The organism is Sulfitobacter sp. M39 (genome assembly GCF_021735935.1).
Lineage (GTDB): Bacteria > Pseudomonadota > Alphaproteobacteria > Rhodobacterales > Rhodobacteraceae > Sulfitobacter.
Genome location: NZ_WMDZ01000001.1, coordinates 2,545,698 through 2,560,662, shown reverse-complemented (window position 1 = coordinate 2,560,662; position 14,965 = coordinate 2,545,698). Strand labels below are relative to the sequence as shown.

The 14,965-nt window shown below is 57.6% G+C and carries 11 protein-coding genes; 5 read left to right on the top strand and 6 right to left on the bottom strand.

Going from position 1 to position 14,965, the window contains the following annotated elements:
- Positions 1-654: a GntR family transcriptional regulator gene (locus GLP43_RS12330; protein ID WP_005854182.1), complete on the top strand. Its 654-nt coding sequence runs from the start codon at positions 1-3 to the stop codon at positions 652-654.
- Here the strand turns inward: GLP43_RS12330 and GLP43_RS12325 are convergent.
- The gene (locus GLP43_RS12325) at positions 651-2,567 is read right to left on the bottom strand and encodes a glycosyltransferase family 2 protein (protein ID WP_237279540.1); all 1,917 of its coding nucleotides are present in this window, start codon (positions 2,565-2,567) and stop codon (positions 651-653) included. The genes GLP43_RS12330 and GLP43_RS12325 overlap by 4 nt on opposite strands.
- A 97-nt stretch (positions 2,568-2,664) precedes the next feature.
- Positions 2,665-3,825 (bottom strand): glutamine-hydrolyzing carbamoyl-phosphate synthase small subunit, encoded by a 1,161-nt coding sequence (gene carA / locus GLP43_RS12320; protein WP_237279539.1) that lies wholly within the window; start codon positions 3,823-3,825, stop codon positions 2,665-2,667.
- Positions 3,826-4,024: 199 nt separating this feature from the next.
- Here carA and GLP43_RS12315 point away from each other — a divergent pair, with 199 nt between their 5' ends.
- The gene (locus tag GLP43_RS12315; RefSeq protein ID WP_005854179.1) at positions 4,025-4,483 is read left to right on the top strand and encodes a GatB/YqeY domain-containing protein; all 459 of its coding nucleotides are present in this window, start codon (positions 4,025-4,027) and stop codon (positions 4,481-4,483) included.
- A 3-nt stretch (positions 4,484-4,486) separates the two neighbouring features.
- Here the strand turns inward: GLP43_RS12315 and GLP43_RS12310 are convergent, their stop codons facing one another.
- The 3 genes from GLP43_RS12310 to GLP43_RS12300 form a co-directional block, all read right to left on the bottom strand.
- Positions 4,487-4,969, bottom strand: a complete 483-nt coding sequence (locus GLP43_RS12310; RefSeq protein ID WP_237279538.1) for a DUF2244 domain-containing protein — start codon at positions 4,967-4,969, stop codon at positions 4,487-4,489.
- 104 nt (positions 4,970-5,073) lie between these two features.
- A complete protein-coding gene (locus GLP43_RS12305) occupies positions 5,074-5,460 on the bottom strand; it encodes a VOC family protein (RefSeq protein WP_237279537.1) in 387 nt (128 codons plus the stop codon).
- Between the two features lie 4 nt (positions 5,461-5,464).
- Positions 5,465-8,905: a pyruvate carboxylase gene (locus GLP43_RS12300; protein ID WP_237279536.1), complete on the bottom strand. Its 3,441-nt coding sequence runs from the start codon at positions 8,903-8,905 to the stop codon at positions 5,465-5,467.
- Positions 8,906-9,254: 349 nt separating this feature from the next.
- Between GLP43_RS12300 and GLP43_RS12295 the strand changes: the two genes are divergently transcribed.
- Entirely contained in the window at positions 9,255-11,675 is a 2,421-nt protein-coding gene (locus GLP43_RS12295; protein WP_237279535.1) for an ATP-dependent helicase, read from the top strand.
- Between the two features lie 220 nt (positions 11,676-11,895).
- On the opposite strand, the gene GLP43_RS12290 is transcribed toward GLP43_RS12295, so the two are convergent.
- Positions 11,896-12,108 (bottom strand): DUF1127 domain-containing protein, encoded by a 213-nt coding sequence (locus GLP43_RS12290; RefSeq protein WP_009824940.1) that lies wholly within the window; start codon positions 12,106-12,108, stop codon positions 11,896-11,898.
- 514 nt (positions 12,109-12,622) lie between these two features.
- Between GLP43_RS12290 and GLP43_RS12285 the strand changes: the two genes are divergently transcribed.
- Together GLP43_RS12285 and mraZ are read left to right on the top strand one after the other, a co-directional pair.
- Entirely contained in the window at positions 12,623-13,693 is a 1,071-nt protein-coding gene (locus tag GLP43_RS12285) for an Mrp/NBP35 family ATP-binding protein (protein ID WP_237279534.1), read from the top strand.
- Between the two features lie 768 nt (positions 13,694-14,461).
- On the top strand, positions 14,462-14,965 hold the full coding sequence (gene mraZ / locus GLP43_RS12280; RefSeq protein WP_237279533.1) for a division/cell wall cluster transcriptional repressor MraZ: 504 nt from the start codon (positions 14,462-14,464) through the stop codon (positions 14,963-14,965).

Sequence of the window (14,965 nt, the reverse complement as noted above, 5' to 3'; positions counted from 1 at the left end):
ATGACGACGCCACGCTCCGGACCCACAGACGCCTATTCGATGATCCTGGACGCGATTGACGTGGGCACCTATCGCCCCGGTGATCGGCTGGTGGAAAGCGAATTGGCAGAGCGCTTCGGTGTCTCAAGAACGCCGGTTCGTGAAGCATTACAACGGCTTGAGACGCAGTCCTTGCTCGCGCGGGACGGACGAAGCCTGATCGTTGCATCGTTGGATCACAATCAGGTGGCCGAACTTTACGTTGTACGCGGCGAGCTGGAAGGGTTGGCCGCGCGGCTTGCCGCCCGTCACGCCACCGCTGAAGAAGTCCGTGTATTGCGCGAAATGGTCGAGGAAGACGACGCTTTTCGCGACAATCCAGCGGCGCTGGCACGTGCGAACCGCAGATTTCACAAACAAATTCATCTCGCGTCGCACAACCGGTATCTGGTGCAGCAACTTGATCTGGTGCACCGATCCATGGCGCTGATGGCGACATCGTCGCTGGCGGTGGACGGGCGCGGCGCGATTGCGCAGGACGAACATGACCGCATTGTCCAGATGATCGAACAGCGTGACGAAGATGGCGCGGATGAAGCATTGCGCACGCATATCTCTGTCGCCTTCATGACGCGGCTCAAGCAAGAAGCGGCGCAGCGCAAAGACGAAGGCTAGGGTGGACGAAATGGTGACGCCGTAGAACCAGTGGGGCTGGATTTATGCGCGACGCCATGTTCGGTCTTATCCCAATAAAACGGCGTGACCACGAATTCATATAGCGCCTTATAGGCTGCGAAAGAACCGAGTATAAAGTAAAACGGAAGGGTGATTGCCCAGGGTATAAGGTGGCGATGCTGCGGACCCGAGACAGCCGTCATCGCGACAGATAGATTGAGGATTTCTGCGAAGAGGAAATATCCGAAAAGCCCGTAGAACACATCAGCGCCCAGTGTTGTTTGAACGGGATGCGCCGCGCCGAATAGCGGTAGGCAAAAGGACCAGAGCAGGGGGGCAAAGATAAACTGGCAGAACGTCGCGAGGAACAGTACCTGCACGCCCAAAAACCGAATGAGCCCGACATCGCGGATTAGCCGGAGGGGGGCACGGCTGTGCACGACCCATGTGATCAAGAAGCCTTTCAGCCATCGTGACCTTTGTTTGACCCACGGCCACGCACGAAAATTGGCCTCTTCGTAAGTGACCGTGGGCAGCAGGTCGGTTTTATACCCATGCCGCGCGAGGCGGACGCCAAGATCTGCATCTTCGGTGACGTTATGGGCGTCCCAGCCACGCAGTTTTTCCAAAGCAGCGCGGCGGAAAAACAATGTCGTGCCACCAAGCGGGATGATCAGCCCCAGATGCGCGACACCGGGTAGGATCACGCGCCACCAGGTTGCATATTCCAGCGTGAAACAACGCGAGATCCAGTTGGTGCGCGCATTATAGAAATCCAGAACGCCCTGCACACAAGCGACGTTTTTATGCGCTTGATCAAAGTGTTGTACGACGCGGTTGATCTGGTCGACCTCCGGCGCGTCCTCGGCATCCCACACGCCGATAATACTTCCGCTGCAAAATTCCAGCGCGTAGTTCAGGGCACGGGGTTTGGTGCGCAGTTTGCCTGCTTGGGGCACTTCGATCACGTCGAACCAGAAGGGCAGTTCGGTGCGCGCGATGGTGTCACGGGTCATTTGATCGCCTTCCTCCAGCACCAGCACGACCTGCAGCAGCGCCTTGGGATAGCTGAGCTGCGACAGGCGCGCGATCAAGGCGCTGGCAATCTCCTCCTCATGAAGAAGAGGGACAAGAACCGATACCTTTGGCCATCGTGTCGGGGGCGATGGCACGGCGGGGTCTGAAGGCAGTGGTGTGTTCACCCACAGGCAGCGCGCCAGAAAGGCCGACAGACGTAGCGTCATGATCATAGTACTGCAAAACAATGCCCATAGAACAAACGCCGTAAAAGTCACCGCGGGGAGTAACGCGAACAGCATGCTCGTGACAAAAATGACACCGGCGGCCCAAATACGCCGACGGGGACCGGCAACCCGCCATGTTCGGCAGCTTTCATGAGGGGGCACACGTTCTGCCGCGCGTTTGGCAAGTTCGGTACCGTAAAGCGCGGTGATCTGACGGTTGATCTGCGCGGGTTCTGCCAGCACCGGTACGATGTCCAGATCGCTGTTGCCGAAGGCCTCATGCGCAAGGGTATGAAGGGTATCCGGCCGGCTGGTCGCTACAAACAGCGTTTGGCCCATTCGTCGCCACGGCACAATCTTATGGCGCAAGCTGGCTTCGGCAGGCAGATAGCGCGCAAGCATTGGTTTGGGCGGGTCTGCGTCAAGGTCGACCTGCTGGATCTGATGTTGAAGCGCCAGTGCTTTAGTTACCTGACTGCGCGAGACAAGCCCTTTTGCCACAAGGATTTCCCCAAGCGGCGCATCGAGATCGCGCTGCGCTTCAAGCGCGTGAACCAGATCGGCCTGATCGATCTGCCCTGCGTCGACCAATATGCGCCCCAAGGGACGGTAGCGCCCGCGCACACGCGCGGGTTTGGGGGCTTTCAGCTCTAATCCAAGGTTGCTCATCAGGCGAATCCCTTCCTCTCGGAATGGGACGAACGTGGCAGAGATGCCTTAAGGGGGTGTTAATTGCGGATGAAGAGAACGCCCGCAATTACCAAGCTCAGCTGGCCCGTTCTGCCATCGCCGCGGCAAAGCGTTCAAACAGATAGAAACTGTCTTGCGGGCCGGGGCTGGCTTCGGGGTGGTGCTGGACGGACCAGACGGGCCGCCCCTCCATCCGGATGCCGCAGTTGGAACCGTCAAACAGCGACTGATGGGTTTCAACCACACCGCTTGGCAGGCTTTGCGCATCGACGGCAAAACCATGGTTCATCGAGGTGATTTCGACCTTGCCGGTATCAATGTCCTTAACGGGATGGTTCGCGCCGTGGTGACCGTGACCCATCTTGACCGTATGCCCCCCAAGAGCCAGCGCAAGCATCTGGTGGCCAAGGCAAATGCCGAAAACCGGAAGCTCTGTCTTTTCGATGACCTCCTTGATCATCGGCACGGCATACACGCCGGTCGCCGCCGGATCGCCGGGGCCGTTCGACAGGAAAACCCCGTCAGGATTATGCGCCATCACATCTTCATACGTGGCAGAGGCGGGCAGCACCGTGACGTCGCAGCCGGCCGAAGCAAGGCAGCGTAGGATGTTGCGCTTGGCACCGTAGTCGATCGCGACCACTTTATGAGGTGCGTTTTCCTGCGCGGTATAGCCGTCGGGCCAAGCCCACCGCATTTCATTCCAGCGGTAGGATTGTTTGCAGCTGACATCTTTCGCCAGATCCATGCCTTCCAGGCCCGCGAAACCGCGTGCGGCGGCGACCAGCGCTTCGACGTCGAAAACGCCGTCGGGATTATGCGCTAACGCCGCGTGAGGGGCCCCTTGCTGCCGGATGGCGCGGGTCAGGCGGCGTGTGTCAATACCACCAATCGCGATGCGCCCGCGCGACGCCAGCCATTCGGACAACGGCTGGACCGAACGCCAGTTGCTCGGGTCGGTGGGCATCCATTTGACAACCATCCCCGCTGCGACCGGATCGCCGGTTTCGTCATCTTCGGGGTTTGTGCCGGTATTGCCGATGTGGGGGAAGGTAAAGGTCACGATCTGCCCCGCGTAGGACGGGTCGGTCATGATTTCCTGATAGCCGGTCATCGCTGTATTAAAGCATAGCTCGGCCACGGTCTCTCCCGTTGCGCCAAAGCCCATGCCGTAGAAAATCGATCCGTCCGCTAGCGCCAGGCAGGCAGTCGGACGAGGTGATGTGGTCGCGGTCATGTCGGGGGCCTCCAGCGGCAGGTATATGGAGCTAAACGGTGGCAACCTAAAGCCGCATTTCGTCGGGGTCAATAGCAGGTTGAAAATGAAATATCGTTAATTTTCAGTGGGTTGGGCGAGGCTTGTGGCATTGCCTGCGCCGCGCAATATCTCTATGTTGCACGGCTTAATACCCCCTAGGGTCAAAAGGACGATGGTAATGGTACTGCGCACTCGCATCTCGGATGCACTGAAACAGGCAATGAAAGACAAGGCGGCGGACCGGCTGTCGACCCTGCGGCTGATCAATGCGGCGATCAAGGATAAAGACATCGCGGCGCGTGCTGATGAGGGCGACACGGGTGTTGGCGATGCCGAAGTGCTCGCGATTTTAGGTAAAATGGCGAAACAACGTATGGAATCCGTACGCGCCTATGAAGAGGGCGGGCGGCTTGATCTTGCGGATCGCGAGCGTGAAGAGATTGCCGTGATCGAAGAGTTTCTGCCCCGTCAGCTGACCGAAGAAGAAACCGCCAAAGCCGTCGATGCCGCCATTGCCGAAGTGGGTGCGACATCGATCCGTGACATGGGCAAGGTGATCGGCCTGCTTAAAGGTAAGTACACGGGGCAAATGGATTTTGGCGCGGTCGGTCCCAAAGTGAAAGAGCGGCTGAGCTAAGGCTCAGCGCATCAGCGAACGGTTCAGCTCGTCATAAAGGGCGATCCTTTCTTCTTCGCTCAGGAAGGTCCCGATTTCGACCTCGCGGCCCATGCCGCGCAGGGTCACATAGTGGGGTACGGGGCCGTCTTTTTCATATTTCGTCACGACGGCCCAATGCCGGTTGCACTGCCATTCCTTGACCTCTCCGCGCGCGGTGAGATGGGATAAATGTGCTGTATTGTGGTCGAGCGTAAACACTTCTTCAATCTGTCTGGCCTTATGGTTGCGCTGTAGCGCCCAATACATCGCCGCGACGGCGGCCAGCATGAAAGGAAGAAGCCCCCACAGCAAAACAGTCCCCAACAGTGGCAGAACGGGGGTCAGAATTAGGACGAACGTGATGAGGATAAAGCTGGCGAATCCCTTTGCCGGCAGGGATTGGTGCGGCCGCAGGCAAAGAACCTGCGTCGACGCGTCGGGCCGTGTTTTCCATTCATAGGGCATGGGAGCCGTCCATCTGTCATGCTAAGCGTGAACGTAGCAGCGGAACGGGCCTGTTCAATGCGACAGAATGCATCCGGCCCCAAGTGCCAGGGCCGATGCTTTCTTTAGGGGGGCGTGCGCGGCTCGATCAGATCCCATCGATGGCCGAATACGTCGCGAAAAACGGCGACAGTGCCATAGGGTTCATGGCGGGGGGCTTCTTCGAATGTTACGCCCCCAGCCAAAAGTCGGGCATGGTCGCGGGCAAAATCCTCGGTCTCTAGAAACAACCAGACACGCCCCGCACCTTGGTTCCCAATCGCTGCACGCTGAACATCGTCGCCCGGTTCGGCGAGGATAAAGCCGGTGCCGCCACCCGAAGGGGTGACGCGCACCCAGCGTTTATGCCCCTGGTCCTCGTCCTGTGTCAGCTCGAACCCCATCGTGCCACAGTAAAAGGATATTCCTTCGTCGTAGCTGGGAACGATCAGGGTCAGGGCAGAAAGGCGCATGGGATCACTCCAACTCGACCAGCAGATCCTTGGCGTCGATCTGGCCCCCGGGCGTGACATGCACCGCTTTGACGACAGCATCGCGGTCCGCGTGGATACCGGTTTCCATTTTCATCGCCTCGATGGTTAGCAGCAGATCGCCTGATTTGACTTTTTGACCAACCGTCGCCCCGACCGAGGCAACAACCCCCGGCATCGGCGCTCCGATGTGATTGACGTTGCCGATCTCGGCCTTGGGACGCTGTGCAGTCGTCGCTTTGACCATCCGGTTGGGCACGCGCACCACGCGCGGCTGGCCATTCAGTTCAAAAAAGACCTTAACGTCGCCGTCTTCATTGGTCTCGCTCAAGGCTTGCAGACGAATTTCCAGCGTCTTGCCCGGGTCGATTTCCGCGGTGATCTCTTCGCCCGGTTCCATCCCGTAGAAGAAGGTACGGGTCGGCAATACACGGACAGGGCCATAGGTCCGGTGACGGCCCATGTAATCCAGGAAAACCTTCGGGTACATGAGGTACCCCGACAGGTCATCTTCTTCTACCTGAGCCCCTTCCAGAAGGTCGCGCAATTCCTTGCGTGTCGCTTCAAGATCGGCAGGGGGCAGATGGGCACCGGGGCGTTCCGTGTTCGGTTTTTCGCCTTTGAGGATTTTGTCGACAATCGCGTCAGGGAACCCGCCCGGAGGCTGGCCCAGATTGCCGCGCATCATGTCGATCACACTTTCAGGAAAGGACATTTCCGCCTTCGGGTCTTCGACCTGCGCGCGGGTTAACCCTTGGGATACCATCATCAGAGCCATGTCGCCGACCACTTTGGACGACGGCGTCACCTTGACGATATCACCAAACATCTGGTTCACCTCGGCGTAGGTTTTGGCGACCTCGGGCCAACGATCATCCAGCCCCATCGATGCGGCCTGCGCCTTGAGGTTGGTGAACTGCCCGCCGGGCATCTCGTGCAGATAGACTTCGGAGGAAGGGGCCTGCATGCCGGTCTCGAACGCGGCATATTCGCCACGCACTTCTTCCCAGTAGTTAGAGATTTCGCGCACCGCGTCCATCGACAGGCCCGTGTCGCGATCTGTGTGTTTCAGCGCTTCGACCACGGACCCGAGCGTCGCCTGAGACGTGTTGCCCGATAGCGCGTCCATAGCGCAATCTACCGCGTCCACGCCTGCCTCGGAGGCTGCCATGATCGTCGCGGTAGCCGTGCCTGCGGTGTCATGCGTGTGGAAATGGATCGGCAGGCCGACCTCGGATTTCAGCGCTTTGATCAATACTTTGGCAGCATTCGGCTTGAGCACGCCGGCCATGTCTTTCAGGCCCAGAACATGGGCGCCGGCCGCTTTCAGTTCCTTGCCCATAGCGACATAATATTTCAGGCTGTATTTGGATCGGTCCGGATCAAAAATGTCGCCGGTATAGCAAACGGTACCTTCGCAAATCTTACCGTTTTCAATCACCGCGTCCATCGCGACACGCATGTTTTCAACCCAGTTCAGGCTATCAAACACGCGGAAAACATCGACACCTTCGGTTGCGGCCACGCGGACAAATTCCTGCACTACATTGTCCGGATAATTGGTATAGCCCACGCCATTCGACCCGCGCAGCAGCATCTGCGTCATCACGTTTGGCAGGGCGGCACGCAGGTCGCGCAGGCGTTGCCACGGACATTCTTGCAAGAACCGGTAGGCCACGTCGAAGGTCGCACCGCCCCAGCACTCCATCGAGAAAAGTTGTGGAAGATTAGCGGCATAGGCCGGGGCAACCTTGATCATGTCATGACTGCGCATCCGCGTCGCGAGCAATGACTGATGGCCGTCACGCATGGTGGTGTCGGTGATCAAGAGTTGCCGCTGCTGCCCCATCCAATCGGCAACAGCCTGCGGCCCTTTTTGTTCAAGCAGGTTACGGGTGCCCATCATCGGCTCGGCCCGGGCTCCGGGGGGCTGCGGCGCGCGGACGGCCGCCGCAGGGCGTTCGAACCCTTTGGTTTCAGGGTGCCCGTTCACTGTAATATCAGCGATATATGTTAACACTTTGGTCGCCCGGTCGCGGCGCTTTTCAAAGGTAAAAAGCTCGGGCGTCTGGTCGATAAACTTGGTGTGGTAGCTATTATCGAGGAAGGTCGGGTGTTTCAGCAAATTTTCGACAAAGGCGATGTTTGTCGACACGCCCCGGATGCGGAACTCGCGTAGGGCGCGGTCCATGCGGGCGATCGCTTGCTCGGGCGTTTGAGCTTTCGCCGTCACCTTGACCAAAAGGCTGTCGTAATAGCGCGTGATCACCCCACCCGAATAGGCGGTACCGCCGTCCAAGCGGATGCCCATGCCGGTGGCCTCCCGAAAGGCGGTGATGCGGCCATAATCAGGAATGAAGTTGTTTTGGGGGTCTTCGGTGGTAATCCGCGTCTGCAACGCATGGCCGTTCAGCTGCACATCTGCCTGCGAGGCCTTGCCCGTCGCCTCGGCGATTGTCTTGCCTTCGGCAATTAATATTTGCGCCTGTACGATATCGATGCCGGTGACCTCTTCGGTGACCGTGTGTTCGACCTGAACCCGTGGATTTACCTCGATAAAATAGAACTTCCCGTTGTCCATATCCATCAAAAATTCGACCGTACCGGCACATTCATAGTTAACATGCGCACAGATTTTGCGGCCCAATTCGCAAATTTCGGCGCGTTGTTCTTCGGTCAGATAGGGGGCAGGCGCGCGCTCGACGACCTTTTGGTTGCGACGCTGAACGGAACAATCTCTTTCAAATAGATGGTAGATTTCACCGTGGCTGTCGCCCAAAATCTGCACCTCGACATGGCGCGCCTTCAGGATCATCTTTTCCAGATAGCCTTCGCCATTGCCAAAGGCCGCCTCGGCCTCGCGCCGGCCTTCCATCACTTTTTCTTTAAGTTCGTCTTCATTCGCGATAGGGCGCATGCCGCGCCCCCCGCCGCCCCAGGACGCCTTGAGCATCAGCGGGTAGCCAACCTCTGCCGCCTGTTCGCGGACGGCCTCCATATCATCGCCTAGAACCTCTGTCGCGGGTACGACCGGCACACCGGCCTCCATCGCCACGCGTCGCGCGCTGGCCTTATCGCCCAAGGCGCGCATTGTTTCCGCACGCGGCCCGATAAAAGTAATACCGTTCTGCGCGCAAGCATCTACAAAATCAGGGTTTTCTGACAATAGCCCATAGCCCGGGTGGATCGCATCCGCGCCCGAGGCTTTGGCCACGCGGATGATTTCATCGATGCTCAGATAGGCGGCGACAGGCCCCAAACCGGCCCCGATCCGGTAGGCTTCATCGGCCTTGAAACGGTGTAGGCCCAGCTTATCTTCCTCGGCGAAAACGGCGACCGTCTTTTTTCCCATCTCGTTGGCCGCGCGCATAATTCGAATGGCGATCTCGCCGCGGTTCGCGATTAGAATTTTCTTAAAGTCGGTCATAGCTAGGCCTTCCTGCTGGCGAGAAATCTTAATTTTCAAGCGTCTAGAACGCGCGCTAACGCTGCGCTGCGGCATTGTTGCGTCTGTTTGACGCGGTGTGCAAGTAGAAGTTTTTTTGCGGTCCGCGGGGGATTTTTAATCATTTGGAAAGAGGTGGGGTGCTACGCCGAGACGAGGGCGCGATCGTAACTATGCAATGACATGAGTAATAAGGAGAGACAGATAACAATAATTCCTGCGGCTTTGACGCTAGACGGCTAGCAAACCGCCGCTGCTTTATAGAAAACGCGGCGGGAACATTTTGCGAACGTGTCTTTTATTTGGTGCGTGCGCGGGATAGATTGGCCGCATGAATGATTTTGACGAAATGGCCGCCTTTGAGGGCGCTTCCCTATCATCGCGCGCTATGGCTGCGCGTCCGCAACCCTATCTTGATGGGCTAAATCCGGCCCAGCGTGCCGCGGTGGAGCAGATGGACGGCCCTGTCTTGATGCTCGCGGGGGCAGGCACGGGCAAGACCAAGGCTTTGACGGCACGGATCGTGCATCTGATGAACGCCGGGCGCGCCCGCCCGAACGAGATTCTCGCGGTAACCTTCACCAATAAGGCCGCGCGCGAGATGAAAAACCGTGTGGGGCATATGCTGGGGCAGAGCATTGAAGGGATGCCTTGGCTGGGTACGTTTCATGCGATTTGCGTCAAGCTGTTGCGCCGCCATGCTGAATTGGTCGGGCTAAAGTCGAACTTCACCATTCTGGACACGGATGACCAGCTGCGTCTGCTCAAGCAGTTGATCAAGGCGGAAGGGATTGATGACAAACGTTGGCCCGCACGTTTGCTGTCAGGCGTTATTGATAGCTGGAAAAATCGCGCATTGACGCCCGACAAAATTCCTACGGCCGATGCGGGGGCCTATAACCACCGCGGGGCGGAGCTTTATGCGCAGTATCAAGCGCGGCTTAAAGATCTGAACGCCTGCGACTTCGGTGATTTGCTGCTGCATATGGTCACCATCTTCCAGCAGCACGAAGACGTGCTGGGGCAATATCAGCGGTGGTTCAAATATATTCTGGTGGATGAGTATCAGGATACCAACGTGGCACAGTATTTGTGGCTCCGTCTGCTGGCCTCTGGCCACAAGAATATCTGCTGTGTCGGGGATGACGACCAGTCGATCTACGGATGGCGAGGGGCCGAGGTTGGCAACATCCTGCGGTTCGAAAAAGATTTTCCCGGCGCTCATGTGGTGCGGTTGGAACAGAATTACCGGTCAACACCGCACATCCTGGCGGCCGCTTCGGGCGTGATCGCAGGAAATGAGGGGCGTTTGGGCAAGACCTTGTGGACGGAATCCCGGGAGGGTGAAAAGCTGCGTCTTATCGGCCATTGGGATGGCGAGGAAGAGGCGCGTTGGATCGGCGACGAAATCGAAGCGTTGCAGCGCGGCACACGCGAGCTTGATCCATACACATTGGACGATATGGCGATTCTTGTACGGGCATCGCACCAGATGCGCGCGTTCGAGGATCGTTTCCTGACCATTGGCCTACCGTACCGCGTGATCGGTGGCCCGCGTTTCTATGAACGGTTAGAAATTCGCGACGCCATGGCCTATTTCAGGGTGGTTACCTCGCCTGATGACGATCTTGCTTTTGAGAGAATCGTAAACACGCCCAAGCGTGGTTTGGGTGATAAAGCGCAACAAAATATACAGAAAACCGCGCGCGAAAACGGTGTGAACCTGGTGGAGGGGGCGCGGATCCTTTTGGCGAATGGCGGGATTGGCGGTCGTGGTGCGGCGCAGTTGCGTTTGCTCATCGACGGGATTCAGCGCTGGTCCGAACTGGCGCAGGGCCCGCGCCTACAGACTGTGGTTGATGACGATAGCGTCATCGATGAAGGTGCGCCGCTGTTTCACGAGGAATATGGCCCGCCCGAAGTCAGCCATGTGGAATTGGCGCAGATTATTTTGGATGAAAGCGGATATACTGGGTTTTGGCAGAACGACAAAACGCCGGAAGCTCCGGGGCGGCTCGAGAACCTGAAGGAGCTGGTTAAAGCGTTGGAGCAGTTCGAGAATCTTCAAGGTTTTCTGGAACACGTCAGCTTGATTATGGATAATGAAAGCGACAATGGCGGCGCGAAAGTGTCGATCATGACGTTGCACGCGGCCAAGGGGCTTGAGTTTCCCGCGGTGTTTCTTCCCGGCTGGGAGGATGGGCTGTTTCCGTCGCAGCGATCGATGGACGAATCCGGCCTGAAGGGGCTGGAGGAAGAGCGGCGGCTTGCCTATGTCGGAATCACCCGGGCAGAGCAGCTTTGCACGATCTCTTTTGCGGCCAACCGCCGCGTGTTTGGTCAGTGGCAAAGCGCCATGCCGTCACGGTTTATCGACGAACTTCCCGAAGCCCATGTGGATGTGCTGACCCCGCCGGGTCTGTATGGTGGCGGGTATGGCGCTGCGATGCCCAAATCGAATCTACATGAAAAAGCCGCTGAAGCGAATGTATATAATTCTCCGGGGTGGCGCAGATTGCAGACGCGCAGCCAAGCGCGCAGCGTGAGCCAGCCTTCGGAAGCCCGAAATGTGACGATCGACATGTCCGCCGTCAGCAGTTTTGCAATGGGGGAGCGGGTGTTCCACCAGAAATTTGGCTATGGCGAAGTTGTTGGAATCGAAGGGGATAAGCTTGAGATCAGCTTTGACAAGGCCGGGGTCAAGAAGGTCGTGTCGCGCTATCTGAGCGCATCGGATGACGTTCCGTTCTAAACGGGCGTCATGAGTTTTACGAATTATCAAGAATTAGATGCAAGAACGGCGGTGCTTTGGGAGGAAAGCACCGCCGTCTTTATCTACGTCCCCAATCCAATCGGGAGGAAAGGGGGAAGGGGACGTTTATGAAAGCCGCCGGTCTCAGGGAGGAGGAGGAGACCCGAAGCTTTCTACAGGCACACAACAGGGAGGGTGCGTGTGCCCGATCCAGTATGATTTATGCAGCGTTGCGTGCTGTTTCCAGCGCGATGCCGCGGATTTGCGAGCGGCCCATGCCCAGGTCGTTCAGCTCGCGGTTGGACAAGGAGCTCAGCTCGTTGAAAGTGGAGCGGTATACGCGGCGTTGCTTGCGGCGAGTCTCGAGTGCGGACATCAGCGCGGCAAAACGGTCTGCCAGGGTCGGTGCGGTTGTAGCGTTCAAGTAGGCCATCGGATACCTCGTCTTGTTTCGTCTGTGTTCGTTATCATTCGTCTTGTGTTGGTTATGTAGTAAAATGCTGCATCTGCACAATAGCCAGATCGTCAATGCTGCTATGCAGAAAATGCATGGGCAAAAGGTGACGTAACGTCTTGATCGGGAACAAAATAACCCTAGCGCAAACGCTTTAGCAGTCAGGAGGAGTTGTATGAAAAAAAATGGCGACGATACCAGGGAGGAGGAGGGTATCGCCGCCGAAAACAAACACATCCGGGAGGAGGATGGATGAGTTTGGTCTTATTCTTGGCTCGCAGTGTCTGCGTTCCTGAAACCTTTTTGACCTATTTGCTGCGTTTGCACAATTCTCAAATTGTGCATTGCTGCCATGCAGCGAAAACATAGGGGTTTTGCGTAATTTTTGGGCGCTAAATGTTCGTTTTGCCTTGGTGCTGTGCGGCATGCGAACGTAGGGTTGCGATTTGGACAGAAACTGCCATGTCAAAAGCAGTCTCGAAAGGAATATGTCATGCCGCTCTCTAAATCCGACGTCGAATCTGCTCTGGCCCGGGTGATGCTGCCGGATGGAAAATCTATCTTTGATCACGATCTGATCCGCGCTTTGACGGTCGAGGGCGATGTGGTGCGCTTTGTTATAGAAGCCCCCAATGCGCAAGTCGCCGCGCAGATGGCCCCGCTGCGCGACGCGGCAGAGGCCGTGGTGCGCGAGGTTGAGGGCGTTGGCAGCGTAACAGTCGCCCTGACGGCCCATGGTCCCGCGCCAAAGCAATCGGCCCCCAGCCTCAAAATTGGTGGGCACCCGAAGGCGCAGGATGGCCCGATGAAACCGGCTGGCGTGCAGCGCATTCTCGCCATTGGGTCGGGCAAGGGGGGCGTGGGCAAATCGACCGTGAGCTCGAACCTCGCCGTGGCCTTGGCTCGGGCGGGGCGCAAGGTTGGTTTGCTGGATGCCGATATCTATGGTCCCAGTCAGCCGCGTATGATGGGGGTGAACAAGCGGCCTGCCTCGCCTGATGGTAAGACGATCATTCCGCTGCACGCCCATGGCGTGACCCTGATGTCCATCGGCTTCATGATGGAGGAGGGGAAGGCAGTGGTCTGGCGTGGCCCGATGCTGATGGGCGCGCTGCAACAGATGCTGGGGCAGGTAGAGTGGGGCGAGCTGGACGTGTTGCTTGTCGATCTGCCGCCGGGTACGGGCGATGTGCAGCTGACACTATGTACCAAATCCGAATTGTCTGGCGCAATCGTGGTATCGACGCCGCAGGACGTGGCGCTGATCGACGCGCGCAAGGCGATTGATATGTTCAATACGCTGAAGACGCCCGTGTTGGGATTGATCGAGAATATGTCGCTGTTTGTCTGTCCTGATTGTGGGTCCGAACATGAAATCTTTGGTCATGGCGGGGTTGCAGCCGAAGCCGCGAAGATGGAGGTGCCGTTACTCGGCAGTCTTCCCATCGATCTTGATACCCGGCTTTCCGGCGATGGTGGCACGCCGGTGGCCGCGGGTGATGGGCCGATGGCTCAAGCCTATGCACGCATCGCCGAAGGTTTGATTAAGGGCGGGATGGCCTAAGGGGCTACCTCCTTCACGACCCTATCTGTACTCAACGCCGCGTAGCCCCCTGCGCGGCGTTTCGCGTTCATCGGCGTCGTGTGGACGTGTGTATGGGATCGCATGGGAAAACCCCATGGGAAAACATGGGAGGCTGCCGGCCCGAGCCTGCCCGATTGGCAAGGTGATTCGGCGGAAAATGGCTGTCTGAGGCGCGGAATCCTCAGTTTGCGCGATAAAACAGTAGCAATTGCCGTTGCGATTGGGGAACAAGCCACGAACACAGGTTGTGGATAAGTCTGTGGTCTAAAATTGTTGGGAAATTGTGGGAAATTCCAACACGCGTTTTTCGCCTCAATATGTTGTGTTTAAATTTCATATTTAACCGACATAAGCTAAAAATCGCTGACATTTCTTCCCCACATGTTGATTTACAACCCTGTGCAAAACCAAATTTGGTGTGTGTTTCCCAAAAAACTTATGGACGCCCATCAATTCCCATGGCATCCCTAGTGCATCGGATGAGAACGAGACACGGGGCACCAAACGACCCCAACGACCAAATAAAACTCTAGCAGGTTCATACAGGCACCTCGCTTTCATCAGACCAAGAGATCCGGCGCGCGAGCGAGCAGACATCCCCCCAGGTGGCGCGCGCAGTCGGACTTCCCCGCCAAGGCGGGACGGGCGGCGGGTTGATCAGTGGCAGCAGATCAGCCCGCCGTTTCTACATCTACCGCCGGGGGCATGATTTTAGGGCGCACAAGCGTCGCAGGCAGGGACAAACACGTGAGCCGCAGGTTCAGAGGCGAAAGCCAACACAAGGTCGATACGAAGGGGCGGGTGTCTATCCCAGCCTCTTTTCGTCGTGTGTTGGAAGCCGGTGACCCGAATTGGCAAAACGGTGGCACGCCCGAGCTGGTGATTGTCTATGGCGACAGCCGCCGCAGCTATCTTGAATGCTATACCATGCAGGCCATCGAAGAGGTGGACGACAAGATCGACGCGCTGCCGCGCGGGTCGATGGAACGCAAGATGCTGCAGCGCCTGTTCCACGGTCAGTCCTTTCCCACATCGGTCGATGAAACGGGTCGCTTGGTTCTGCCCGCCAAGCTGCGCAACAAGATCGACCTGGAGAACGAAGCATTCTTTATCGCCGCCGGTGATACCTTCCAGATCTGGAAGCCCGAAACCTACGAGACCGAGGAAAAGGCCCGCGAAGAGGAATGGCTGGACGAGCTGCCAGAAGACTTTGATCCGATGGCCTTCCTGGACGGCAAGCCGGAGGCTTGA

Bases quoted from the DNA above. Each gene is read 5' to 3' on its own strand.
- GLP43_RS12330 (WP_005854182.1), top strand. From the start codon at position 1: ATGACGACGCCACGCTCCGGACCCACAGACGCCTATTCGATGATCCTG.
- GLP43_RS12325 (WP_237279540.1), bottom strand. From the start codon at position 2,567: ATGAGCAACCTTGGATTAGAGCTGAAAGCCCCCAAACCCGCGCGTGTG.
- carA (WP_237279539.1), bottom strand. From the start codon at position 3,825: ATGACCGCGACCACATCACCTCGTCCGACTGCCTGCCTGGCGCTAGCG.
- GLP43_RS12315 (WP_005854179.1), top strand. From the start codon at position 4,025: ATGGTACTGCGCACTCGCATCTCGGATGCACTGAAACAGGCAATGAAA.
- GLP43_RS12310 (WP_237279538.1), bottom strand. From the start codon at position 4,969: ATGCCCTATGAATGGAAAACACGGCCCGACGCGTCGACGCAGGTTCTT.
- GLP43_RS12305 (WP_237279537.1), bottom strand. From the start codon at position 5,460: ATGCGCCTTTCTGCCCTGACCCTGATCGTTCCCAGCTACGACGAAGGA.
- GLP43_RS12300 (WP_237279536.1), bottom strand. From the start codon at position 8,905: ATGACCGACTTTAAGAAAATTCTAATCGCGAACCGCGGCGAGATCGCC.
- GLP43_RS12295 (WP_237279535.1), top strand. From the start codon at position 9,255: ATGAATGATTTTGACGAAATGGCCGCCTTTGAGGGCGCTTCCCTATCA.
- GLP43_RS12290 (WP_009824940.1), bottom strand. From the start codon at position 12,108: ATGGCCTACTTGAACGCTACAACCGCACCGACCCTGGCAGACCGTTTT.
- GLP43_RS12285 (WP_237279534.1), top strand. From the start codon at position 12,623: ATGCCGCTCTCTAAATCCGACGTCGAATCTGCTCTGGCCCGGGTGATG.